Annotated in this window: 17 protein-coding genes; all 17 read right to left on the reverse strand. The window is 72.5% G+C overall.

Going from position 1 to position 18,251, the window contains the following annotated elements; genetic code table 11:
• Positions 1 to 180: 180 nt before the first annotated feature.
• On the reverse strand, positions 181 to 1,443 hold the full coding sequence (gene tyrS / locus P2F65_RS12905) for a tyrosine--tRNA ligase (protein ID WP_275808268.1): 1,263 nt from the start codon (positions 1,441 to 1,443) through the stop codon (positions 181 to 183).
• A gap of 59 nt (positions 1,444 to 1,502) precedes the next feature.
• Positions 1,503 to 2,135 (reverse strand): DNA-3-methyladenine glycosylase, encoded by a 633-nt coding sequence (locus P2F65_RS12910; RefSeq protein WP_275808271.1) that lies wholly within the window; start codon positions 2,133 to 2,135, stop codon positions 1,503 to 1,505.
• A 1-nt stretch (position 2,136) separates the two neighbouring features.
• Positions 2,137 to 3,576: an argininosuccinate lyase gene (argH, locus tag P2F65_RS12915; RefSeq protein ID WP_275808275.1), complete on the reverse strand. Its 1,440-nt coding sequence runs from the start codon at positions 3,574 to 3,576 to the stop codon at positions 2,137 to 2,139.
• A gap of 31 nt (positions 3,577 to 3,607) precedes the next feature.
• Positions 3,608 to 4,813 carry an argininosuccinate synthase gene (locus P2F65_RS12920; protein ID WP_275808278.1) on the reverse strand — a complete coding sequence of 402 codons (1,206 nt, stop codon included), beginning with the start codon at positions 4,811 to 4,813 and terminating at the stop codon, positions 3,608 to 3,610.
• 55 nt (positions 4,814 to 4,868) lie between these two features.
• On the reverse strand, positions 4,869 to 5,369 hold the full coding sequence (locus tag P2F65_RS12925) for an arginine repressor (RefSeq protein ID WP_275808281.1): 501 nt from the start codon (positions 5,367 to 5,369) through the stop codon (positions 4,869 to 4,871).
• A complete protein-coding gene (gene argF / locus P2F65_RS12930) occupies positions 5,366 to 6,301 on the reverse strand; it encodes an ornithine carbamoyltransferase (RefSeq protein ID WP_275808284.1) in 936 nt (311 codons plus the stop codon). Before argF ends, P2F65_RS12925 begins: the two co-directional genes overlap by 4 nt.
• On the reverse strand, positions 6,298 to 7,509 hold the full coding sequence (locus P2F65_RS12935; protein ID WP_275808287.1) for an acetylornithine transaminase: 1,212 nt from the start codon (positions 7,507 to 7,509) through the stop codon (positions 6,298 to 6,300). The genes argF and P2F65_RS12935 overlap by 4 nt, the downstream gene beginning before the upstream one ends.
• Positions 7,509 to 8,516: an acetylglutamate kinase gene (gene argB, locus P2F65_RS12940; RefSeq protein WP_275808290.1), complete on the reverse strand. Its 1,008-nt coding sequence runs from the start codon at positions 8,514 to 8,516 to the stop codon at positions 7,509 to 7,511. Before argB ends, P2F65_RS12935 begins: the two co-directional genes overlap by 1 nt.
• Positions 8,513 to 9,664 carry a bifunctional glutamate N-acetyltransferase/amino-acid acetyltransferase ArgJ gene (gene argJ, locus P2F65_RS12945; protein ID WP_275808293.1) on the reverse strand — a complete coding sequence of 384 codons (1,152 nt, stop codon included), beginning with the start codon at positions 9,662 to 9,664 and terminating at the stop codon, positions 8,513 to 8,515. The genes argB and argJ overlap by 4 nt, the downstream gene beginning before the upstream one ends.
• A complete protein-coding gene (locus tag P2F65_RS12950; protein ID WP_275808296.1) occupies positions 9,661 to 10,071 on the reverse strand; it encodes an ACT domain-containing protein in 411 nt (136 codons plus the stop codon). The genes argJ and P2F65_RS12950 overlap by 4 nt, the downstream gene beginning before the upstream one ends.
• Entirely contained in the window at positions 10,068 to 11,117 is a 1,050-nt protein-coding gene (gene argC, locus P2F65_RS12955) for an N-acetyl-gamma-glutamyl-phosphate reductase (protein ID WP_275808299.1), read from the reverse strand. The genes P2F65_RS12950 and argC overlap by 4 nt, the downstream gene beginning before the upstream one ends.
• A 45-nt stretch (positions 11,118 to 11,162) precedes the next feature.
• Complete coding sequence (locus P2F65_RS12960) at positions 11,163 to 11,900, reverse strand: SDR family oxidoreductase (RefSeq protein ID WP_275808302.1); 738 nt, start codon at positions 11,898 to 11,900, stop codon at positions 11,163 to 11,165.
• The gene (gene pheT / locus P2F65_RS12965; RefSeq protein WP_275808305.1) at positions 11,897 to 14,470 is read right to left on the reverse strand and encodes a phenylalanine--tRNA ligase subunit beta; all 2,574 of its coding nucleotides are present in this window, start codon (positions 14,468 to 14,470) and stop codon (positions 11,897 to 11,899) included. Before pheT ends, P2F65_RS12960 begins: the two co-directional genes overlap by 4 nt.
• Entirely contained in the window at positions 14,470 to 15,564 is a 1,095-nt protein-coding gene (pheS, locus tag P2F65_RS12970) for a phenylalanine--tRNA ligase subunit alpha (protein WP_275808308.1), read from the reverse strand. Before pheS ends, pheT begins: the two co-directional genes overlap by 1 nt.
• A gap of 330 nt (positions 15,565 to 15,894) precedes the next feature.
• Entirely contained in the window at positions 15,895 to 17,007 is a 1,113-nt protein-coding gene (locus tag P2F65_RS12975; RefSeq protein WP_275808311.1) for an ATP-binding protein, read from the reverse strand.
• A 10-nt stretch (positions 17,008 to 17,017) separates the two neighbouring features.
• Entirely contained in the window at positions 17,018 to 17,836 is an 819-nt protein-coding gene (locus P2F65_RS12980; RefSeq protein ID WP_275808314.1) for an RNA methyltransferase, read from the reverse strand.
• A gap of 33 nt (positions 17,837 to 17,869) precedes the next feature.
• Positions 17,870 to 18,247 (reverse strand): 50S ribosomal protein L20, encoded by a 378-nt coding sequence (rplT, locus tag P2F65_RS12985; protein ID WP_275808316.1) that lies wholly within the window; start codon positions 18,245 to 18,247, stop codon positions 17,870 to 17,872.
• Between the last annotated feature and the right edge of the window lie 4 nt (positions 18,248 to 18,251).

Here is an 18,251-nt window from a genome sequence, read left to right on the forward strand (position 1 = left end):
GCGGTGGTGTCCGTTCCTCCCTGTCGGGCTGACGAAGAGAACATTACGGGGAGCCCGACGAGAAAGACAAATCCGCAGGTCAGCGGCCTGCGGGGCCTCGGACCCCCCGGCCGGGCCTTGTGACGGAGGGGCCCGGTGTGCGCGCTCAACACCGGGCCCCTCCGTCGTGGCTGCTCCTGCTCAGGTCGATCGCCGTGCGGCTGCCAGCGACTTGCGTCCCCGGCGCAGCAGGGCCACCCGGCCGTGGAGGAAGTCGCCCTCCCCCAGCACGGCCTCGGTGTCGGTGACCTTCGCGTTGTTGACCGACGCCCCGCCCTCGTCGATGGCACGACGCGCCGCCTTGCGCGACTCCACCAGCCCGGCCGCCACCAGCGCGTCGACGACCGAGGTGCCGACCTGCACCTCCGCCCCCGGCAGCTCCGCCGTGGCATCGACCAGCGTCCCCTCGTCGAGGGAGGTCACGTCGCCCTTTCCGAACAGCGCCTCCGAGGCTGCCTGCACCGCGGCTGTGTGCTCGGCCCCGTGCACCAGGGTCGTGACGTCCGCGGCCAACGCCTTCTGCGCCTCGCGCAGGAACGGCTTCTCGGCCAGCGACTGCTCGAGCCGGGCGATCTCCTCGGGCCCGCGGTCGGTGAAGACCTTGAGGTAGGAGATCACCGACGCGTCCTCGGCGTTGATCCAGAACTGGTAGAAGGCGTACGGCGACATCATCTCCGGGTCCAGCCACACCGTGCCCGACTCCGTCTTGCCGAACTTGGAGCCGTCGGCCTTGGTGATCAACGGCGTCGTCAGCAGGTGGACCGACTTCCCCTCGACCCGGTGGATCAGGTCCGACCCGGCGGTGAGGTTGCCCCACTGGTCGGCTCCCCCGGTCTGCAGCGTGCAGCCGAACTCGCGGAACAGGTGGAGGTAGTCCATCCCCTGCAGCAGCTGGTAGCTGAACTCGGTGTAGGAGATGCCCTGCTCGGTGTTGAGCCGGGCGGAGATGGCGTCCTTCTTGATCATCTGGTTGACCCGGAAGTGCCGGCCGATGTCGCGCAGGAACTCCAGCGCCGACAGCGGCGCCGTCCAGTCGAGGTTGTTGACCATCACCGCCGGGTTGTCGCCGTCGAAGTCGAGGAACGGCTGCACCTGCTGCTGGATCCGCTTGACCCAGTCGGCCACCGTGTCGGCGTCGTGCAGGTCGCGCTCGGACGTCGACTTGGGGTCACCGATGAGGCCGGTGGACCCGCCGACCAGGCAGAGCACCCGGTGCCCCGCCCGCTGCAGGTGGCGCATGGTGATGAGCTGCACGAGGTTGCCGATGTGCAGGCTCGGTGCTGTGGGGTCGAAGCCGCAATAGAGCGTGATCGGCCCGTCGGCGAGTGCTTCGCGCAACGCGGACTCGTCGGTGGTCTGCGCCACCAGCCCCCGCCACTGCAGCTCGTCGAGGATGTCGCTCACGGTTGTTGTGCTCCTTCGTCCTGGGTGTGCCGGGTGCCCGGCGCAGTGCCAAGCCTGCCCTATGCCTCGACTCGCCTGCGACGCGGTTTCGCGGGGCGGTACACCGACACGGTCGGCTCGCCGTCGAGCCAGAACCGCCACGGGTAGCGCTCGGCGTCACCACCGTTTCCCGCGACGCCCACCCGAGGTCCGGTGCGGATGCGGCTGGCGGGGACGTGCTCGGGCGGCGCGTGGAAGGCCACGGGGCGGTCGGGATCACACGCGTCGAGACCGGTCTGCTCGCCCCGCAGCCCCAGCGTCGAGGCCAGCCTGGCCGGCCCACGAGCCCAGTCGCGCTGCGCGATGCCGGCGCGCCGGACCGCGGCCACCGCGTGGCCGTCGACGACCTCACCGGCGCGCAGGAGCACGGCGCTGGCCTCCCCCTCGGTGCCGGTCACGACGTTGGCGCACCAGTGCATGCCGTAGGTGAAGTAGACGTAGAGGTGACCGGCCCGGCCGAACATGACCTCCGTGCGCGGGGTGGGACCACGGAAGGCGTGCGACCCCGGGTCCTGCTCCCCGGCATACGCCTCGACCTCGGTGAGCCGGACGGTGACGCCGGCGTGCGTGATCGTCGCCCCCAGCAGTGCGGGGGCGACGTCGAGCACGTCCTCGCGGAAGAACTCCCGCGGCAGGGCCGGGCCGAGAGGCATCTCAGCGGACGCTGACCGCTGCAGCGGCCCACGCCCCGGCGGAGGCGGTGGCAGCGGTCACCGCCTCCAGCTGCTCACGCACCCGGTCGGGGGCCGTGCCGCCCTTGGCGTCGCGGGAGGCCAGTGAGCCCTGCACGCTGAGCACCTCCCGGACACCGGGGTTCAGGTGTGGCGAGATGGACGCGAGGTCGTCGTCGCTGAGGTCCCACAGCTCGATGCCACGCTGCTCGCACGCCCGGACGCAGGCCCCGGCGACCTCGTGGGCCACCCGGAACGGCACGCCCTCGCGCACCAGCCACTCCGCGATGTCGGTGGCCAGCGAGAAGCCTTGCGGGGCAAGCGACGCGAGTCGGTGGGTGTTGAACTCCATCGTCGCCACCATGCCCGCGAAGGCCGGCAGCAGCACCTCGAGGGTGTCGACGGCGTCGAAGACCGGCTCCTTGTCCTCCTGCAGGTCGCGGTTGTAGGCGAGCGGCAGCGACTTCAGCGTCGTCAGCAGCCCGGCCAGGTCACCGACGAGGCGACCGGCCTTGCCCCGCGCGAGCTCGGCGACGTCGGGGTTCTTCTTCTGCGGCATGATGCTCGACCCCGTGGAGTAGGCGTCGTCGAGCGTGACGAAGGAGAACTCCTTGGTCGCCCAGAGCACCACCTCCTCGGCGAGACGGGAGATGTCGACCGCCGTCATCGCCGCGACGAACGCGAACTCGGCGACGAAGTCGCGCGAGGCCGTGCCGTCGATGGAGTTCTCGACGGAGGTGGCGAAGCCGAGGTCGGTGGCAACGGCCTCCGGGTCGAGGCCGAGTGAGCTGCCGGCGAGGGCCCCCGAGCCGTAGGGCGAGGCGTTCGTGCGGGCGTCCCAGTCCTGCAGCCGCTGCACGTCGCGCAGCAGCGCCCAGGCGTGCGCCAGCAGGTGGTGCGCCAGCAGCACCGGCTGGGCGTGCTGGAGGTGGGTGCGCCCCGGCATCGGCACCGACAGGTGCCGCTGCGACTGCTGCACGAGGGCGTCGACCACGTCGAGCACCAGCGCGGCCACGGAACGGGCGTGGTCGCGCAGGTACATCCGGAACAGGGTCGCGACCTGGTCGTTGCGCGACCTGCCCGCGCGCAGCCGGCCGCCGACCTCGGACCCTGCCCGCTCGATGAGGCCACGCTCGAGGGCGGTGTGCACGTCCTCGTCGTCCTCGGCGGGCGCGAAGGTCCCCGACTGCACGTCGGCGAGCAGCCGGCCGAGCGCGTCGAGCATCGCCTCGAGGGTGGCGTCGTCCAGCAGCCCCGCCCGGTGCAGCACCCGGGCGTGGGCCCGGGAACCGGCGATGTCGTACGGCGCGAGCCGCCAGTCGAAGTGCGTCGACTTGCTCAGCGCGGCCAGCGCGTCCGCAGGGCCGCCGGCGAACCGGCCACCCCACAGGCTCACCCGCTCGGCACCTGCCGCAGCGCCCACACCGCTCCCCTCCTCAGGGCTGACCACCACGTCAGCCCTGCGCGAGCCGCTGGTCGCGGGCGGCGGCGATCTTGCTCGACAGGCCGTGCAGCTCGATGAATCCCTTGGCCAGCGACTGGTCGAAGGTGTCGCCCTCGTCGTAGGTGGCCAGGTTGAAGTCGTAGAGGCTGCTGTCGGACCTGCGGCCGGTGACCGTGGCGCGGCCACCGTGCAGGGTCATCCGGATGTCGCCGCTGACGTGCTCCTGGGTGGAGGCGATGAACGCGTCGAGCGACCGCTTGAGCGGGCTGAACCACAGGCCGTCGTAGGCGAGCTCGCCCCATCGCTGCTCCACCCCGCGCTTGTAGCGGGCCAGCTCACGCTCGAGCGTGACGTTCTCGAGCTCCTGGTGGGCGGTGATGAGGGCGATGGCCCCCGGCGCCTCGTAGACCTCCCTGCTCTTGATGCCGACGAGGCGGTCCTCGACCATGTCGAGACGCCCGACGCCCGCGTTGCCGGCGCGCTCGTTGAGCTGCTGGATGGCCTCGAGCACGCTGACCTTGTTGCCGTCGATGGCCACGGGGACACCGGCCTCGAACGTGATGAGGACCTCGTCGGCGTCGTGCTGGCGGGCCGGGTCCTTCGTGTAGGAGTACAGGTCCTCGATCGGGGCGTTCCAGATGTCCTCGAGGAAGCCGGTCTCGACCGCGCGACCCCAGACGTTCTGGTCGATCGAGTAGGGGTTCTTCTTGCTCGTCTCGATCGGCAGGCTGTGCTTCTCGGCGTAGTCGATCGCCTTGTCGCGGGTCAGGGCGAGGTCGCGGACCGGCGCGATGCAGGCCAGCTCCGGCACCAGGCTGGAGATGCCGGCCTCGAAGCGGACCTGGTCGTTGCCCTTGCCGGTGCAGCCATGGGCCACCACGGTCGCGCCGTGCTCCTTGGCCGCGGTGACGAGGTGCTTGACGATGACCGGGCGGGACAGGGCCGACACCAGCGGGTAGCGGTCCATGTACAGGGCGTTGGCCTGCAGCGCGGGAAGGCAGTACTCCTCGGCGAACTCGTCCCTGGCGTCGGCGACGTAGGCCTCGACCGCACCGCAGTCGAGGGCGCGCTGGCGGATGACCTCGAGGTCCTCCCCGCCCTGGCCCACGTCGACCGCGACGGCGACCACCTCGGCTCCGGTGGCGTCGGCGATCCAGCCGATGGCGACGGAGGTGTCGAGGCCTCCGGAGTATGCGAGGACTACGCGCTCGGTCACGGGTTTCTCCTTGTGTTGCTGCGGTCTGCGGTCTGGTCTGGGGCTGGTGGGCTGGCTACTCGCGGTTGTCCGCGAGCGAGAGGAACAGGCGGGCGATCTCCTCGCTGGCCGCCGGCCCGGTGGTGATCACCATGATGGTGTCGTCGCCGGCGATGGTCCCGAGGATGTCCTTCTGGTCGACGTGGTCGATCGCCGAGGCGAGGAAGTTCGCGGCACCGGGCGGGGTGCGCAGCACGATGAGGTTGTGCGACGCCTCTGCGGAGACGAGCAGCTCCTCACAGAGCCGCTTCAGCCGGGCCGACACCTCCTGGCCGTCCTGGGCGGGGCGAGCGGTGCGGTCGCCGCCCTCCCCCGGCACGGCATACACGAGGGCACGCCCGGAGCGGACCTTGACGGCGCCGAGCTCGACGAGGTCGCGCGACAGCGTCGCCTGCGTGACCTCGATGTCGTCGGCGGCGAGCAGGTCGAGCAGCTCGGACTGCGACTTCACCGCGGTGCGGCCGAGGATCTCGACGATGCGCCGCTGGCGCCCGGTGCGGCTGGTCGCGACGGTCATGAGGACACCTCGAGGAGGAAGGACATCAGTGCCTTCTGGGCGTGCAGCCGGTTCTCGGCCTCGTCCCACACGACCGACTGCGGGCCGTCGATGACGTCGGCGGCGATCTCGAGCCCGCGGTAGGCCGGCAGGCAGTGCAGCACGATGGCGTCGGGCTCGGCGTGCCCGAGCAGGGCGCCGGTGAGCGAGTACGGCACGAACGGGCTTCCCTTGCCGGCCTTGGCGTCCTTGAGCTCCTCCTGGCCCATCGAGACCCAGGTGTCGGTGGCGAGCACGTCGGCGCCCGCGGCAGCGGCCTGCGGGTCGTCGGTGACGGTGACCGAGCCGCCCTGCTCGTCCGCGATCTCCTTGGCCCGGGCCAGCACCGCGGGGTCGGGCTGGTGGCCGGCGGGGGCGCCGATGCGCACGTGCAGGCCCGCCAGCGCGCAGCCGAGCAGGTAGGAGTGGGCCATGTTGTTGGCCCCGTCACCGAGGTAGGCGAGCGTGAGGCCCGGCAGCTGGCCCTTGTGCTCGGTCACGGTGAGCAGGTCGGCGAGCACCTGGCAGGGGTGGAGGTGATCGGTCAGCGCGTTGACCACGGGCACCCCGGCGTGCCGGGCCATCTCCTCGAGGCGGTCCTGGCCGAAGGTGCGCCACACGATGAGCGACGTCTGCCGCCCGAGGACGCGGGCGGTGTCGGCGATGGACTCGCGCTCGCCGATGCCGGCCAGCCGGCCGTCGACGACCATCGGGTAGCCGCCGAGGGCCGCCACCCCGGCGGTGAAGGACGCCTGGGTGCGCAGGGTCGGCTTGTCGAAGAGGATGGCGACCGACTGCGGGCCGGCCAGGCTCCGGTCCGAGTACGGGTCGGCCTTCAGCGCGGCCGCCCGGCGCAGCACCTTGCGCTGCTCCTCCGCGCTGAGGTCGTCGTCACGCAGGAAGTGGCGGGTCATGGGGTGTCCTCCGGGCTGGGCGTCGTGCAGGCGTCGAGGAGTGCGGGCAGCGCCGTGACGAAGGAGTCGAGCTGCTCGAGGCTCACCACGAGCGGGGGTGCGAGCCTGATGGCGTCGGGCGCGACGGGGTTGACGATGAAGCCGGCCTCGCGCGCGGAGGCCGCCAGCTGCGGCGCGACCGCCTCGGCCAGGGTGATGGCGCGCAGGAGGCCGGCGCCGCGCACCCCGGTGACGAGCGGGTGGCCCAGGGCCTGCACCGCCTCCGCCAGGTGCTCCCCCGCCACTCGCGCGTGCTCGAGCAGGCCCTCGGACTCGATCGTGTCGAGCACCGCCAGCCCCGCCGCTGCGGCCAGCGGGTTCCCGCCGAACGTCGAGCCGTGCTGGCCGGCGGTGAGCAGGTGGGCGTTGTGGTCGCCGAACGCGATGAGCCCACCGATCGGCACGCCCCCACCGAGGCCCTTGGCCACCGTGACGGCGTCGGGCACGACACCGGCCTGCTGGAACGCGAACCACGTGCCGGTGCGGCCGATTCCGGTCTGGATCTCGTCGAGGATCAGCAGGGCGCCGTGCTCCTGCGTCACCTCCCGCGCGAGGCGCAGGTATGCCGTGCCCGGGCTGAGGACGCCCGCCTCGCCCTGGAGGGGCTCCAGGACCACTGCGGCAGTCTCGTCGGAAACGGCCTCGCGCAGCGCGGCCTCGTCGCCGTAGGGGACGTGCCGCACGCCGGGGATGAGGGGCTCGAACGGCTCACGGTAGGCCGGCTTGTGCGTCAGCGCGAGAGCACCGGTGGTGCGGCCGTGGAAGGCGCCCTCGGCGGCCACGAGACCCGTGCGACCGGTGCGCCGGCTCAGCTTGATCGCCGCCTCGATGGCCTCGGCGCCCGAGTTGCAGAAGAACACGGCCGAGCCTTCGGGCGCCCCAGCCACCGAGATCAGGCGCTCGGCCAGGGCGATCTGGGCCTCGGAGGTGAAGAGGTTGGAGATGTGGATCGCCTCGGCCGCCTGCTTGGAGACGGCGCTCACCAGGCTCGGGTGGCCGTGGCCCAGGGCGTTGACGGCGATGCCGCCGACGAGGTCGAGGTAGCGGCGGCCGTCGACGTCCCAGACATCGCAGCCGGCGCCGTGGTCGAGCACCAGCGGCGGCAGTCCGAAGACGCCCATCACCGAACGCTCGTAGCGCGCCAGCAGCTCGTCGTTGCGCGCGCCCATCAGCGGTCCTCCTCCGGCTGGTCGTCGTGGTGGGGCTGGTCCGTGGCGTCGGGGACGATCATGGTGCCGATGCCCTCGGAGGTGAACACCTCGAGCAGCAGCGAGTGCGGCTGCCGGCCGTCGACGACGTGTGCCTGCGGCACGCCCTGCTCCACGGCGCGCACGCACGCCTCCAGCTTGGGGATCATGCCTGCGTCGACCTTCTGCAGGAGGCCCTTGGCGCCGGAGACGGACAGCTCCGACAGCAGCGAGTCGCGGTCGGGCCAGTCGCCGTAGACACCCTCCACGTCGGTGAGGACGACGAGCTTGTGCGCCCGCAGCGCCACCGCCAGGGCCGCGGCCGCGGTGTCGGCGTTGACGTTGAGCACCTGGCCGTCGGCGTCGAGGTCGGGGGCCACCGTCGACACCACCGGTATCCGGCCGGCGTCGAGGATGTCGCGCACCGCAGAGGGGTTGACCGTCTCGACGTCGCCGACGAGGCCGAGGTCGACCTCCTCGCCGTCGACGACGGTGGAGCGGCGGCGCGCGCCGAAGAGGCTGGCGTCCTCGCCGGAGAGGCCGACGGCCACGGGACCGTGCTGGTTGAGCAGGCCCACGAGCTCGCGCCCCACTTGGCCGGTGAGCACCATCCGCACCACGTCCATGACCTCGGGCGTCGTGACCCGCAGGCCGCCCTTGAACTCGCTCTCCAGCCCCAGGCGGCCGAGCATCTCGGCGATCTGCGGACCGCCGCCGTGCACGACGACGGGGCGCAGCCCGGCATACCGCAGGAAGGCGACGTCCTGGGCGAACGCGGCCTTCAGGGCGTCGTCGGTCATGGCGTTGCCGCCGTACTTGACGACCACGAGGGCTCCGCGGAAGCGCTCCAGCCAGGGCAGGGCCTCGACGAGGACCTGCGCCTTGGACTGGGCGACCCGCAGGGCGGCGGCGTCGATGGTGCCGCGGACGGTGTTGCGCGCGGCCGGGCCCGGCTGGGCCGGCTGCGCGGCGCTGGTGGGTGCGGTCATGAGCTGTAGGCCGAGTTCTCGTGGACGTAGTCGTGGGTCAGGTCGTTGGTCCACACGGTGGCCGACTCGGTGCCGGCGTGCAGGTCGACGAGGACGTGCACCTCGCGGCCGGTGAGGTCGACCAGGCTGCGGTCCTCCCCCACACCGCCGGCCCGGCACACCTGCACACCGTTGATGGAGACGTCGAGCTGGTGCGGGTCGAAGGCCGCCCGGGTGGTGCCGACGGCCGCGAGCACCCGGCCCCAGTTGGGGTCGTTGCCGAACACCGCGCACTTGAAGAGGTTGTTGCGGGCGATCGCCCGTCCGACCTCGAGCGCGTCGGCCTCGGTGGCCGCGGAACGCACCGCGATCGCGATGTCGTGGTGGGCGCCCTCGGCGTCGGCGATGAGCTGGCGCGCCAGGCTCGCACACACCTCGCTCACCGCCTCGGCCAGGTCGCCAGCGGTCGCGCGGACACCCGAGGCCCCGGAGGCCAGCAGCACCACGGTGTCGTTGGTCGACTGGCAGCCGTCGGAGTCGATGCGGTCGAAGGTGGCCGCCGTGGCTGCGCGCAGCACGTCGTCGAGGTCGGCAGCCTCGACCACCGCGTCGGTCGTGACAACCACCAGCATGGTGGCCAGGGCTGGGGCCAGCATGCCCGCGCCCTTGGCCATGCCGCCGACGCTCCAGCCGTCGCGCTGGACCTGCGCCTGCTTGCTCACCGTGTCGGTCGTCATGATCGCGGTGGCCGCGGCGGGCCCACCGTCGGCGTCCAGGCCCGCGGCAGCCGAGTCGACGCCGGCCAGCAGGCGCTCCATCGGCAGCAGCTCGCCGATCAGCCCGGTGGAGCACACGACCACGTCGCCTGCGGAGACCCCCAGCACCTCCGCGACGTGCTCGGCCGTGAGGTGGGTGTCGGCGAAGCCCTGCGGACCCGTGCAGGCATTGGCTCCACCGGAGTTGAGGACCACGGCGTCGACCCGGCCGTCGGTGACGACCTGGCGCGACCAGGTGACCGGTGCGGCCTCCACCCGGTTGCTGGTGAAGACGGCCGCGCCGTGGTGGTCGGGCCCGTCGTTGACGACGAGGGCGACGTCGGGCGCGCCGCTGGTCTTCAGGCCTGCAACGACCCCGGCCGCCCGGAAGCCTTGGGGGGCGGTGACGCTCACGACGCACCTCCGCTCAGGCGGGCCGGCGCGACGGCGTGCCCGCCGCGCTTCCAGATCTTCTCGGCGTCGTCGCTGCGCTCGGCGTCGACGAGGATCCAGTCGGTGTCGTAGGTCGACAGGGCCAGGATGCTGATGCGCTGCCGGGCGAGCGGCTCGAGCAGACCGGAGAGGACGCCCACCATGGTGAAGTCGAGGGGCCCGGCGATCTCGAAACCCACCAGCGGTCCCTGCTTGACGACGCCCTCGGGGACGGCGTCGAAGGCGCAGACGACCGAGGTCTCGCTGTCGGTGTAGGTGATCGAGCTGAGCGGCCCGGTGCGCCAGTCCCACGAGGGCTCCTCGCCGGCGGCGAGACGGGCGAAGGCGATCGGCGCCTCGTGGCGCATGAGGTGCATCCCGAGGGTCACGGGGCCACCCCCGCCAGGGGGAGGCCGGTGGTCTCCGGCAGGCCGAGCGCGAGGTTGAGGCACTGCACGGCGGCGCCGGCCGTGCCCTTGGTGAGGTTGTCGACCGCCGCGACGGCCACCACCCGTCCGGTGCGGTCGTCGAGCGTGACCTGCACGTGCAGGCTGTTGCTGCCGAGGACGCCGGCGGTCGAGGGCCACTGCCCCTCGGGCAGCATGTGCACGAACGGCTCTTCGGCGTAGACCTTCTCCCACGCCGCACGGACGTCGGTGGCGCGGACGTCACCAGCGCCGGCGAGGCGCGCCGTGCAGGTCGCGAGGATGCCGCGCGGCATCGGCGCCAGCGTCGGGGTGAACGAGACGGTCACGTCGTCACCGCGGACGCCCGAGAGGTTCTGCTCGATCTCCGGCGTGTGACGGTGGACCCCGCCCACGCCGTAGGGCGACATCGAGCCCATGACCTCGGCGCCGAGCAGGTGCGGCTTGGGCGACTTGCCGGCGCCCGAGGTGCCAGAGGCCGCCACGACGACGACGTCGTCGGGGTCGAGCAGGCCGGCGGCGAAGCCGGGCGCGAGGGCGAGGCTGACGGCGGTGGGGTAGCAGCCCGGCACCGCGACGCGGCGGGTGCCCTGCAGCTCGGCCCGCTGCTTGCCGTCCGCCCCCACGCACAGCTCAGGCATCCCGTAGGCCCACGACCCGGCATACGGGGTGTCGTAGAACGAGGTCCAGGCCGCCTCGTCGCGCAGGCGGAAGTCCGCCCCGCAGTCGATGACGACGACCTCGTCGGGGAGCTGCGCCGCCAGGGCTGCGGAGTGCCCGTGCGGCAGGGCCAGGAAGACCACGTCGTGGCCGGCGAGCGTCTGCGCGGTGGTGTCCTCGACCACCCGGTCGGCCAGCGGCGTGAGGTGCGGGTGGACGGCTCCGAGCCGCTGCCCCGCGCTCGAGGCGGCGGTGACGGCCCCGACTGCGACCTCGGGGTGCCCGAGGAGGAGCCGGAGGATCTCACCCCCGGCGTAGCCGCTCGCTCCTGCCACCGCTGCCCGGATCATGTGCATGACTATACAGGCGAGCGCGAACCTATGCAGAGCGGGGGTTCACGCCAGGGGGTCGTCGCTCCCCCACGGCACCAGGGCGATGCTGCGGTCGGTGTCCGTGAGCCCGGCTGCCGCACGCGCGCGCAGCGACTCGGGGGTGTCGGCACCGGCGCGGACCATGCGACCCGACCACGCGTCGAGCTCACCGGAGGCCAGCGCCAGCACGAGGTCGACAACCTCCTGCGGCGACGTCCACTCCGTGCGCCCCTCGTGGGAGGGCATGGAGAGGGTCATGTCCGTGCGGACCACCCCCGGCGCGAGGTCGAAGGCGCGTATGCCGTGCGCCGCGCCGCTGAGGTGGATGGACCCGGTGATCCGGGCCAGCGCCGTCTTGCTCACGTTGTAGGCCGAGGCGAGTTCGCCGGCCCGGGTGCCGGCCCCGCTGTTGAGGTTGACGACCCGGCCACCGCTGCGCCGGACCATGTGCGGCATGACGAACCGGGTGACGAGGTAGGGCCCGAGCACGTTGACCTCGATGGTGCGCCACCACTCGTCGGGGTCGGACTCCTCGATGGGCACCTCGGTGTCGATGACGCCCGCGTTGTTGACCAGCAGGTCGATGCGCCCGTGCCGGGCGGCGACGTCACCGATCCACCGCTCGACCGACCCGCGGTCGGTCACCTCGGCGACCTCGCGCGAGCCGCGCTCCACGGCATACCCGGCCCCCTCTAGGCCCTCGGCGACGTGGTGGCCGATGCCCCGCGAGGCACCGGTCACCACCGCGACGGGGGCGCTCATCGCTGCACGGCTCCCGTGGCGCGGGCGGCCGCCGCCACGGCCCGGTCGCGCAGGGCGCTCACCTCGTCGGTGGTGAGGGTGCGCTCCGCGGAGCGGAAGGTGAGTCGGAACGCCAGCGACTTCCTGCCCTCGCCGACCTGGTCGCCACGGTAGATGTCGAAGAGCACCAGCGACTCCAGCGATGGGCCTGCACCTTCGCGCAGCGCCGCCTCGACGGCCGCGGTCGGCACCGCCTCGTCGACGACGAGGGCGACGTCGGAGTGCGCGAGGGGGAACGTCGACAGGGCCTTGGCCTGCAGCGGCTCACCGGTGGCGTCCACCAGGACGTCGACGTCGAGCTCGCCGGCCACGGCGCGGGCCGGGAGGTCGAGCGCCGTGACGACCTTGGGGTGCAGCTCGCCGGCGTGGCCGACGACGGTGCCGTCCGCGAGGGCGAGCTGCGCGCACCGCCCGGGGTGCCAGGGCGCCCGGTCGGTGGCCGAGACCACGAGCTCGACCCCCACGGCCTTTGCCACGGCCAGCGCCCACGCGACCGCGTCGCTGGCGTCGAACGGACGGGCAGCGCCCCACGGGCCGGCCGGCTCGGCGTCGCCGGCCGCGGCGAAGGCCACGTGTCGCGGCTGGGCGGGCACGGCGCCGAGGATCGCCGAGAGCGTGGCCTCGTCGGGCCTCGACTCGATGCCCGGCACGGGCGCGCTGCGGACCTGCTCGGGTCCGACGGTGACGAGCCCGAGCTCGTAGACGGCGGCGTCACGGTTGCCGCGGGCGACGTTGCGGCGCAGCGTCTCGAGCAGGCTGTCGAGCACCGAGGTGCGCATGAGGGGCGCCTCGTCCGACATCGGGTTGGCCACGGTGACCGTGCGCCGGCGGCTGTCGTCTGCGGCGTAGCCGAGCCGGTCGAACAGGTCGCGGGCGATGAACGGATAGCTGAGCACCTCGACCAGTCCCTGCTGGGCCAGGGTGGTCGCGATGACGCGGCGGGTGCGCTGGCCGTGGGTCAGGCCGCGCCCGGCGGTGGCCTGGGGAAGCACCGACGGGATCTGGTCGTAGCCGCGCACGCGCGCCACCTCCTCGACCAGGTCGGGGCCGTCCTTCAGGTCGGGGCGCCACGACGGCGGCAGCACCGAGACGACGTCGCCGTGCCCGAAGGCGTCGGAGACCTCGGAGACCCCGTCGGGGCCGCTCACCCGGCAGCCGATGGCCCGCAGCGTCTCGAGCACCTCCGCCCGGGGGTACTCCAGCCCCACGTAGCGGGTCGGCAGCGCGGGGTCGAAGTCGAACGGCTCACGGTCCACCCGGTGGTCGACGTCGGTGACGCCGGCGTCGGGGGTGCCGCCACCCAGCGACACGAGGAGGTCGACCGCGAGCTGGGCCGCGGCAGCGGTCACCTCGGGGTCGACGCCGCGCTCGAAGCGCTTGGACGCCTCGGTCGTCAGGCGGTGACGGCGCGAGGAGCGCGCCACCGTCGTCGGGTCGAAGTGCGCCGACTCGATGAGCACGTTGGTCGTGGACGAGCCCACCTCGGAGGACTCACCGCCCATGACGCCGGCGATGGCCAGCGGGGTGTCGCTGCCGTCGACGATGAGCAGGTCCTCGGGGTCGAGCGCGCGGTCTACGTCGTCGAGGGTCTTCAGCCGCTCCCCCGGCCTCGCCCTCCGGACACCGACGGAGCCGGAGAGGGTGTCGAGGTCGAAGGCGTGCAGCGGCTGTCCGAGCAGCATCATCACGTAGTTGGTGACGTCGACGGCCAGGCTGATCGGGCGCATGCCGACCTGCGTCAGGCGCTTCTGCATCCACGACGGCGTGGCGGCGTTCACGTCGACCCCGCGCACGGTCCGGGCGATGTAGCGGTCGCAGCCGGCGTTGCCGTTGATCGGCGCGCCGTCGGCGAGCTTGACGGCATACCCGCTGTCGTTGGGGGTCGGCACCTCGACGTCGGCGGGGTCACGGAAGCCGCCACCGGTGGCGAGCGCGTACTCGCGCGCGATGCCGCGCATCGAGAAGCAGTAGCCGCGGTCGGGGGTGACGTTGACCTCGACGACCTCGTCGGCGAGGCCGAGCAGCTCGATGGCGTCCTGTCCCGGCTGGAGCCCGGCGACCACGTCGGGGTTGTCGCCGAGCCACTCCTCGAGCACGATGATGCCGTCGTGGTCGTCGCCGAGGCCGAGCTCCATCGCGGAACAGATCATCCCGTTGGAGACGTGGCCGTAGGTCTTGCGGGCGCTGATCTCGAACGGGCCGGGGAGCACGCCGCCGGGCAGGATGCACACGACGTGGTCGCCGGGCTTGAAGTTGTGGGCGCCGCAGACGATGCCCTGCGGGGCGCCCTCGGTGAGCATTTGGCCGTTCTGGCCGACGTCGACCTGGCACCAGTTGATGGTCTTGCCGTTCTTCTGCTTCTCGGGAGTCACCTCGAGGACCCGTCCGACGACCAGCGGTCCCTGGATGTCGCCGCCGTGCAGCGCCTCCTCCTCCAGGCCCACCTTGACCAGGCTCGCGGCGATGTCGGCACCGGTGGCCCCTGCCGGCACGTCGGCCAGCTCCCGCAGCCATGACACTGGCGCGCGCATCAGATCTCCATCCCGAACTGCGTGCTGAACCGCACGTCTCCCTCAACGATGTCTCGCATGTCGCCCACCCCGTGCCGCAGCATGAGCGAGCGCTCGATGCCCAGCCCGAAGGCGAAGCCGGTGTAGCGGTCGGGGTCGATGCCGCTGGCGTTCAGCACGCGGCGGTTGACCATGCCGCAGCCGCCCATCTCGATCCAGCCTGTGCCACCGCAGGTGCGGCACTGGCTGTCCTGGCCCCCGCAGATCCAGCAGCGGCAGTCGATCTCGGCGCTGGGCTCGGTGAACGGGAAGTACGACGGGCGCAGCCGCGTGACCGTGCCCTCGCCGAACAGCCGCGAGACGAAGGCGTCGAGGCTGCCCTTGAGGTGCGCCATGGTGATGCCCTCGTCGACCACGAGTCCCTCGAACTGGTGGAACACCGGCGTGTGGGTGGCGTCGAGCTCGTCGGTGCGGAACACCTTGCCCGGGCACAGCACGTAGATGGGCGGCTCGCCCACGAGCATGGTGCGCACCTGCACCGGTGAGGTGTGGGTGCGCAGCACCAGGCCCAGCTCGGGCGGGTCGATGAAGAAGGTGTCCTGCATCTGCCGGGCCGGGTGGTCGGCCCCGAGGTTGAGCGCGTCGAAGTTGAGCCACTCCGACTCGAGCTCAGGGCCCTCGGCGACCTCCCAGCCCATGGCGACGAAGATGTCCTCGACCCGCTCGGAGACGAGGCTGATGGGGTGGCGGGCACCGAGCCGGCGGCGCGGCACCCGCACAGTGAGGTCGACGGTCTCCTCGACGAGGATGCGCTGGTCGCGCTCGGCCTCGAGCTCCTTCTGGCGCACCTTGAGGGCCTGCGCCACCTGGCCGCGGGCCTGCCCGACGCGCTTGCCGGCCTCGGCCTTGGCGCTGGGCGGCAGGGCGCCGATCTCGCGGTTGGCCAACGCCAGCGGGCTCTTCTCCCCCTGGTGGGCCAGACGCGCCGCCTTCAGCTCCTCGAGGCTGGCGGCCGCGGAGATCGCGGCGACGGCGTCGGCCACGGCCTGCTCGATGGCGGCCGGGTCGAGCGCGGCGACCTCGACGGGGTCGTACTGCTTGTTGGGTCCAGACATCTCAATCCACTCTGCGCAGAATGCTTTCTTTGCCTTGGCGCGGCGCACCGAGTCTAGGGGTCAGCGGATGAGCCCTCGGAGGCGAGGCAGTGCGGAAGGAGCGGTGACGGTATGCCGCGTGGCCTGCCGACGCGGTGCTCGCACCAGGTGGCGGGCGCCCGGTCGCGCGGGCGGGGGCGGCGTGCCCTCAGAGCAGCGCAGCAGCCGCGTCCGAGGGCGCGGTAAATCGCTGGCGGCGCGAGGTCATGGCTCCAGCGTGCCCCGCGCCCACGGCATACGGCATACGGCATACGGCAAGGGAGTTTGCCGGGGCCGGGCCGCCCGACGGGCTCAGGCCAGGTAGTCCGGCGGCTCGGCGGGCAGGTTGAAGCGGAACTGGGCGCCGCCCCTGGGTGAGCTCTCCACCACGATGCGCCCGCCGTGCGCCTCGACCAGCCCCTTCACCACGTAGAGCCCGAGGCCGGTGCTGCCCCTGCCCGAACCGTGCCAGAAGCGGGAGAAGACCAGCTCGCGGTGGGCCGGGTCGATGCCCTTGCCGTCGTCGCTGACCACGAGGTCGACCGAGCCCTCGATGCGCCGCCGGGCACCGCCCTCGCCCGCGCCGTCGTGGGCAGGGGCCGCGGCGAGGGTGACGGTGCCCTCGCCGTGGCGCAGGGCGTTCTCGATGAGGTTGGCGAGGATCTGGTCGAGCCGGTCGGGGTCGGCCCAGACCTCCGGCAGGTCGGCCGGCACGTCGACCACGAACTGGTCGCGGTCGTGGCCGGTCGCCACGGCACGCTCGATGTGCCGCTCGTAGATGGAGGTGACGTCGAGCGGCTGCGGGCGGATCTGCAGGCGACCGGCGTCGATGCGCGAGACGTCGAGCAGCTCGCTGATGAGACGGGTGACCCGGTCGGCGTCGGCCTCGATGGTCTCGATCATGAGGCGCTTCTGCTCGTCGCTGAAGCGCTCCCACCGCCGCAGCAGCGTGGAGGAGAAGCCCTTCACCGAGGTCAAGGGTGAGCGGAGCTCGTGGGCGACCGTGGAGATGAGCGCGGCGTGGTTGGCCTCGGTGCGCCGGCGGTGCTCGGTGTCGCGCAGGGCCACGAGCACCCGGTTCACCGGCTCGTTGCGGCCGGGCCGGAGGTAGCTCGCCGTCACCAGCACCTCGCGGCCGTTGGCGAGGAGGAGCAGCTTCTCGCGGTGCCCTGTGCGGGTGCGCAGGCCGTCCCACGGGTTGGTGCACTCCCACCACGAGCTGCCGTCGCTGTCCTGCAGGGTCAGCACCTCGCGCACGTCGTGGCCGACGACGTCCGCGACGGCCAGGCCGGTGATCTCCTCGAAGCGCGAGTTGCAGTAGATGACCTGGGCGTTCCCGTCAGCGGCGACGAGCCCGTCGGGCAGCATCTCGACGGCCCTGGCTGCGGCTGCAGGATCCAGCAGCTCGTCGTCGCGGAAGAACATGGCCGCCACCCTAGCGACGACGGGGGCCCAGGGCCCCCGCTGACGCGTAGAGGCACACCGTGGCCGCCATCGCGAGGTTGAGCGACTCGGCCTTGCCGTAGATCGGGACGCGCACCACCTCGTCGCACTGCTCGCGCACGTGCGGCTCGAGACCCCACGCCTCGTTGCCCATCACCCAGGCATGGGGCGGGTCGAGGTCGGCGTCGGGCAGCAGGCGCTCCCCCGCCCCGTCGGCCGCGAGGAGCCGCACTCCTTGGTTGCGCAGGGCGCTGAGGGCGTGATCGATCTCCAGGCCGGTCACGACCGGCAGGTGGAAGATCGACCCGGCGGTCGAGCGCACGACCTTGGGGCTGTACACGTCGACCGAGTTCCCGCTCACCAGCACGGCATCGGCGCCCACGGCGTCGGCGCCCCGGATGACCGTCCCGGCGTTGCCGGGGTCGCGCACGTTGGTGAGCAGCACCAGGAGGCGCGGCCCGGCGCTCAGCACGTCCTCGAGGGAGGCCGGGGCCACCCGGCACACCGCCGTCAGACCCTGCGGCTGCTCGGTGTCGGACATGGCCGCGAGCACCGGCTCAGTGACCTCGTGCACGAACAGCCCGGCCTCGTGGGCCAGGGCCAAGATGTCGGGGTGCCGTTCGGCGGCCGCCGCGGTCAGGTACAGGTCGACGACGTCAGCGGGCCGCCAGCGCACCGCCTCGCGAACGGACTGCGGGCCCTCGGCCAGGAACCGGCCGGTCCTGGCACGCACAGAGCGCCGGGACAGTGCCCGCACCGCCTTCACCCGGTCCGACCGTGGGTTGGTCAGCGGGCTGCTCAGCGGGGGCATGTCCCGGCGCTCTGTCAGAGAGTCAGCGCAGGGTCAGGCGCTGGCCTCGGCGGTCGCCGGCACGTTGGCCTTGGCGATCTCGACGAGCGCCGCGAACGCGGCCTCGTCGTTGACGGCCAGCTCGGCCAGCATGCGACGGTCGACCTCGACCTCAGCGGCCTTGAGGCCCTGGATGAAGCGGTTGTAGGTCATGCCGTTGGCGCGGGCGCCGGCGTTGATGCGCTGGATCCAGAGGCGCCGGAAGTCACCCTTCTTGGCGCGGCGGTCACGGTAGGCGTAGCCGAGGCTGTGGGTGACCTGCTCCTTGGCCTTGCGGTACAGGCGCGAGCGCTGCCCGCGGTAGCCGCTGGCGCGCTCGAGGACGACCCGGCGCTTCTTCTGGGCGTTGACCGCCCGCTTCACGCGTGCCACGTGA

It is taken from the genome of Knoellia sp. p5-6-4, assembly GCF_029222705.1.
Taxonomy (GTDB): Bacteria; Actinomycetota; Actinomycetes; order Actinomycetales; family Dermatophilaceae; genus Pedococcus_A.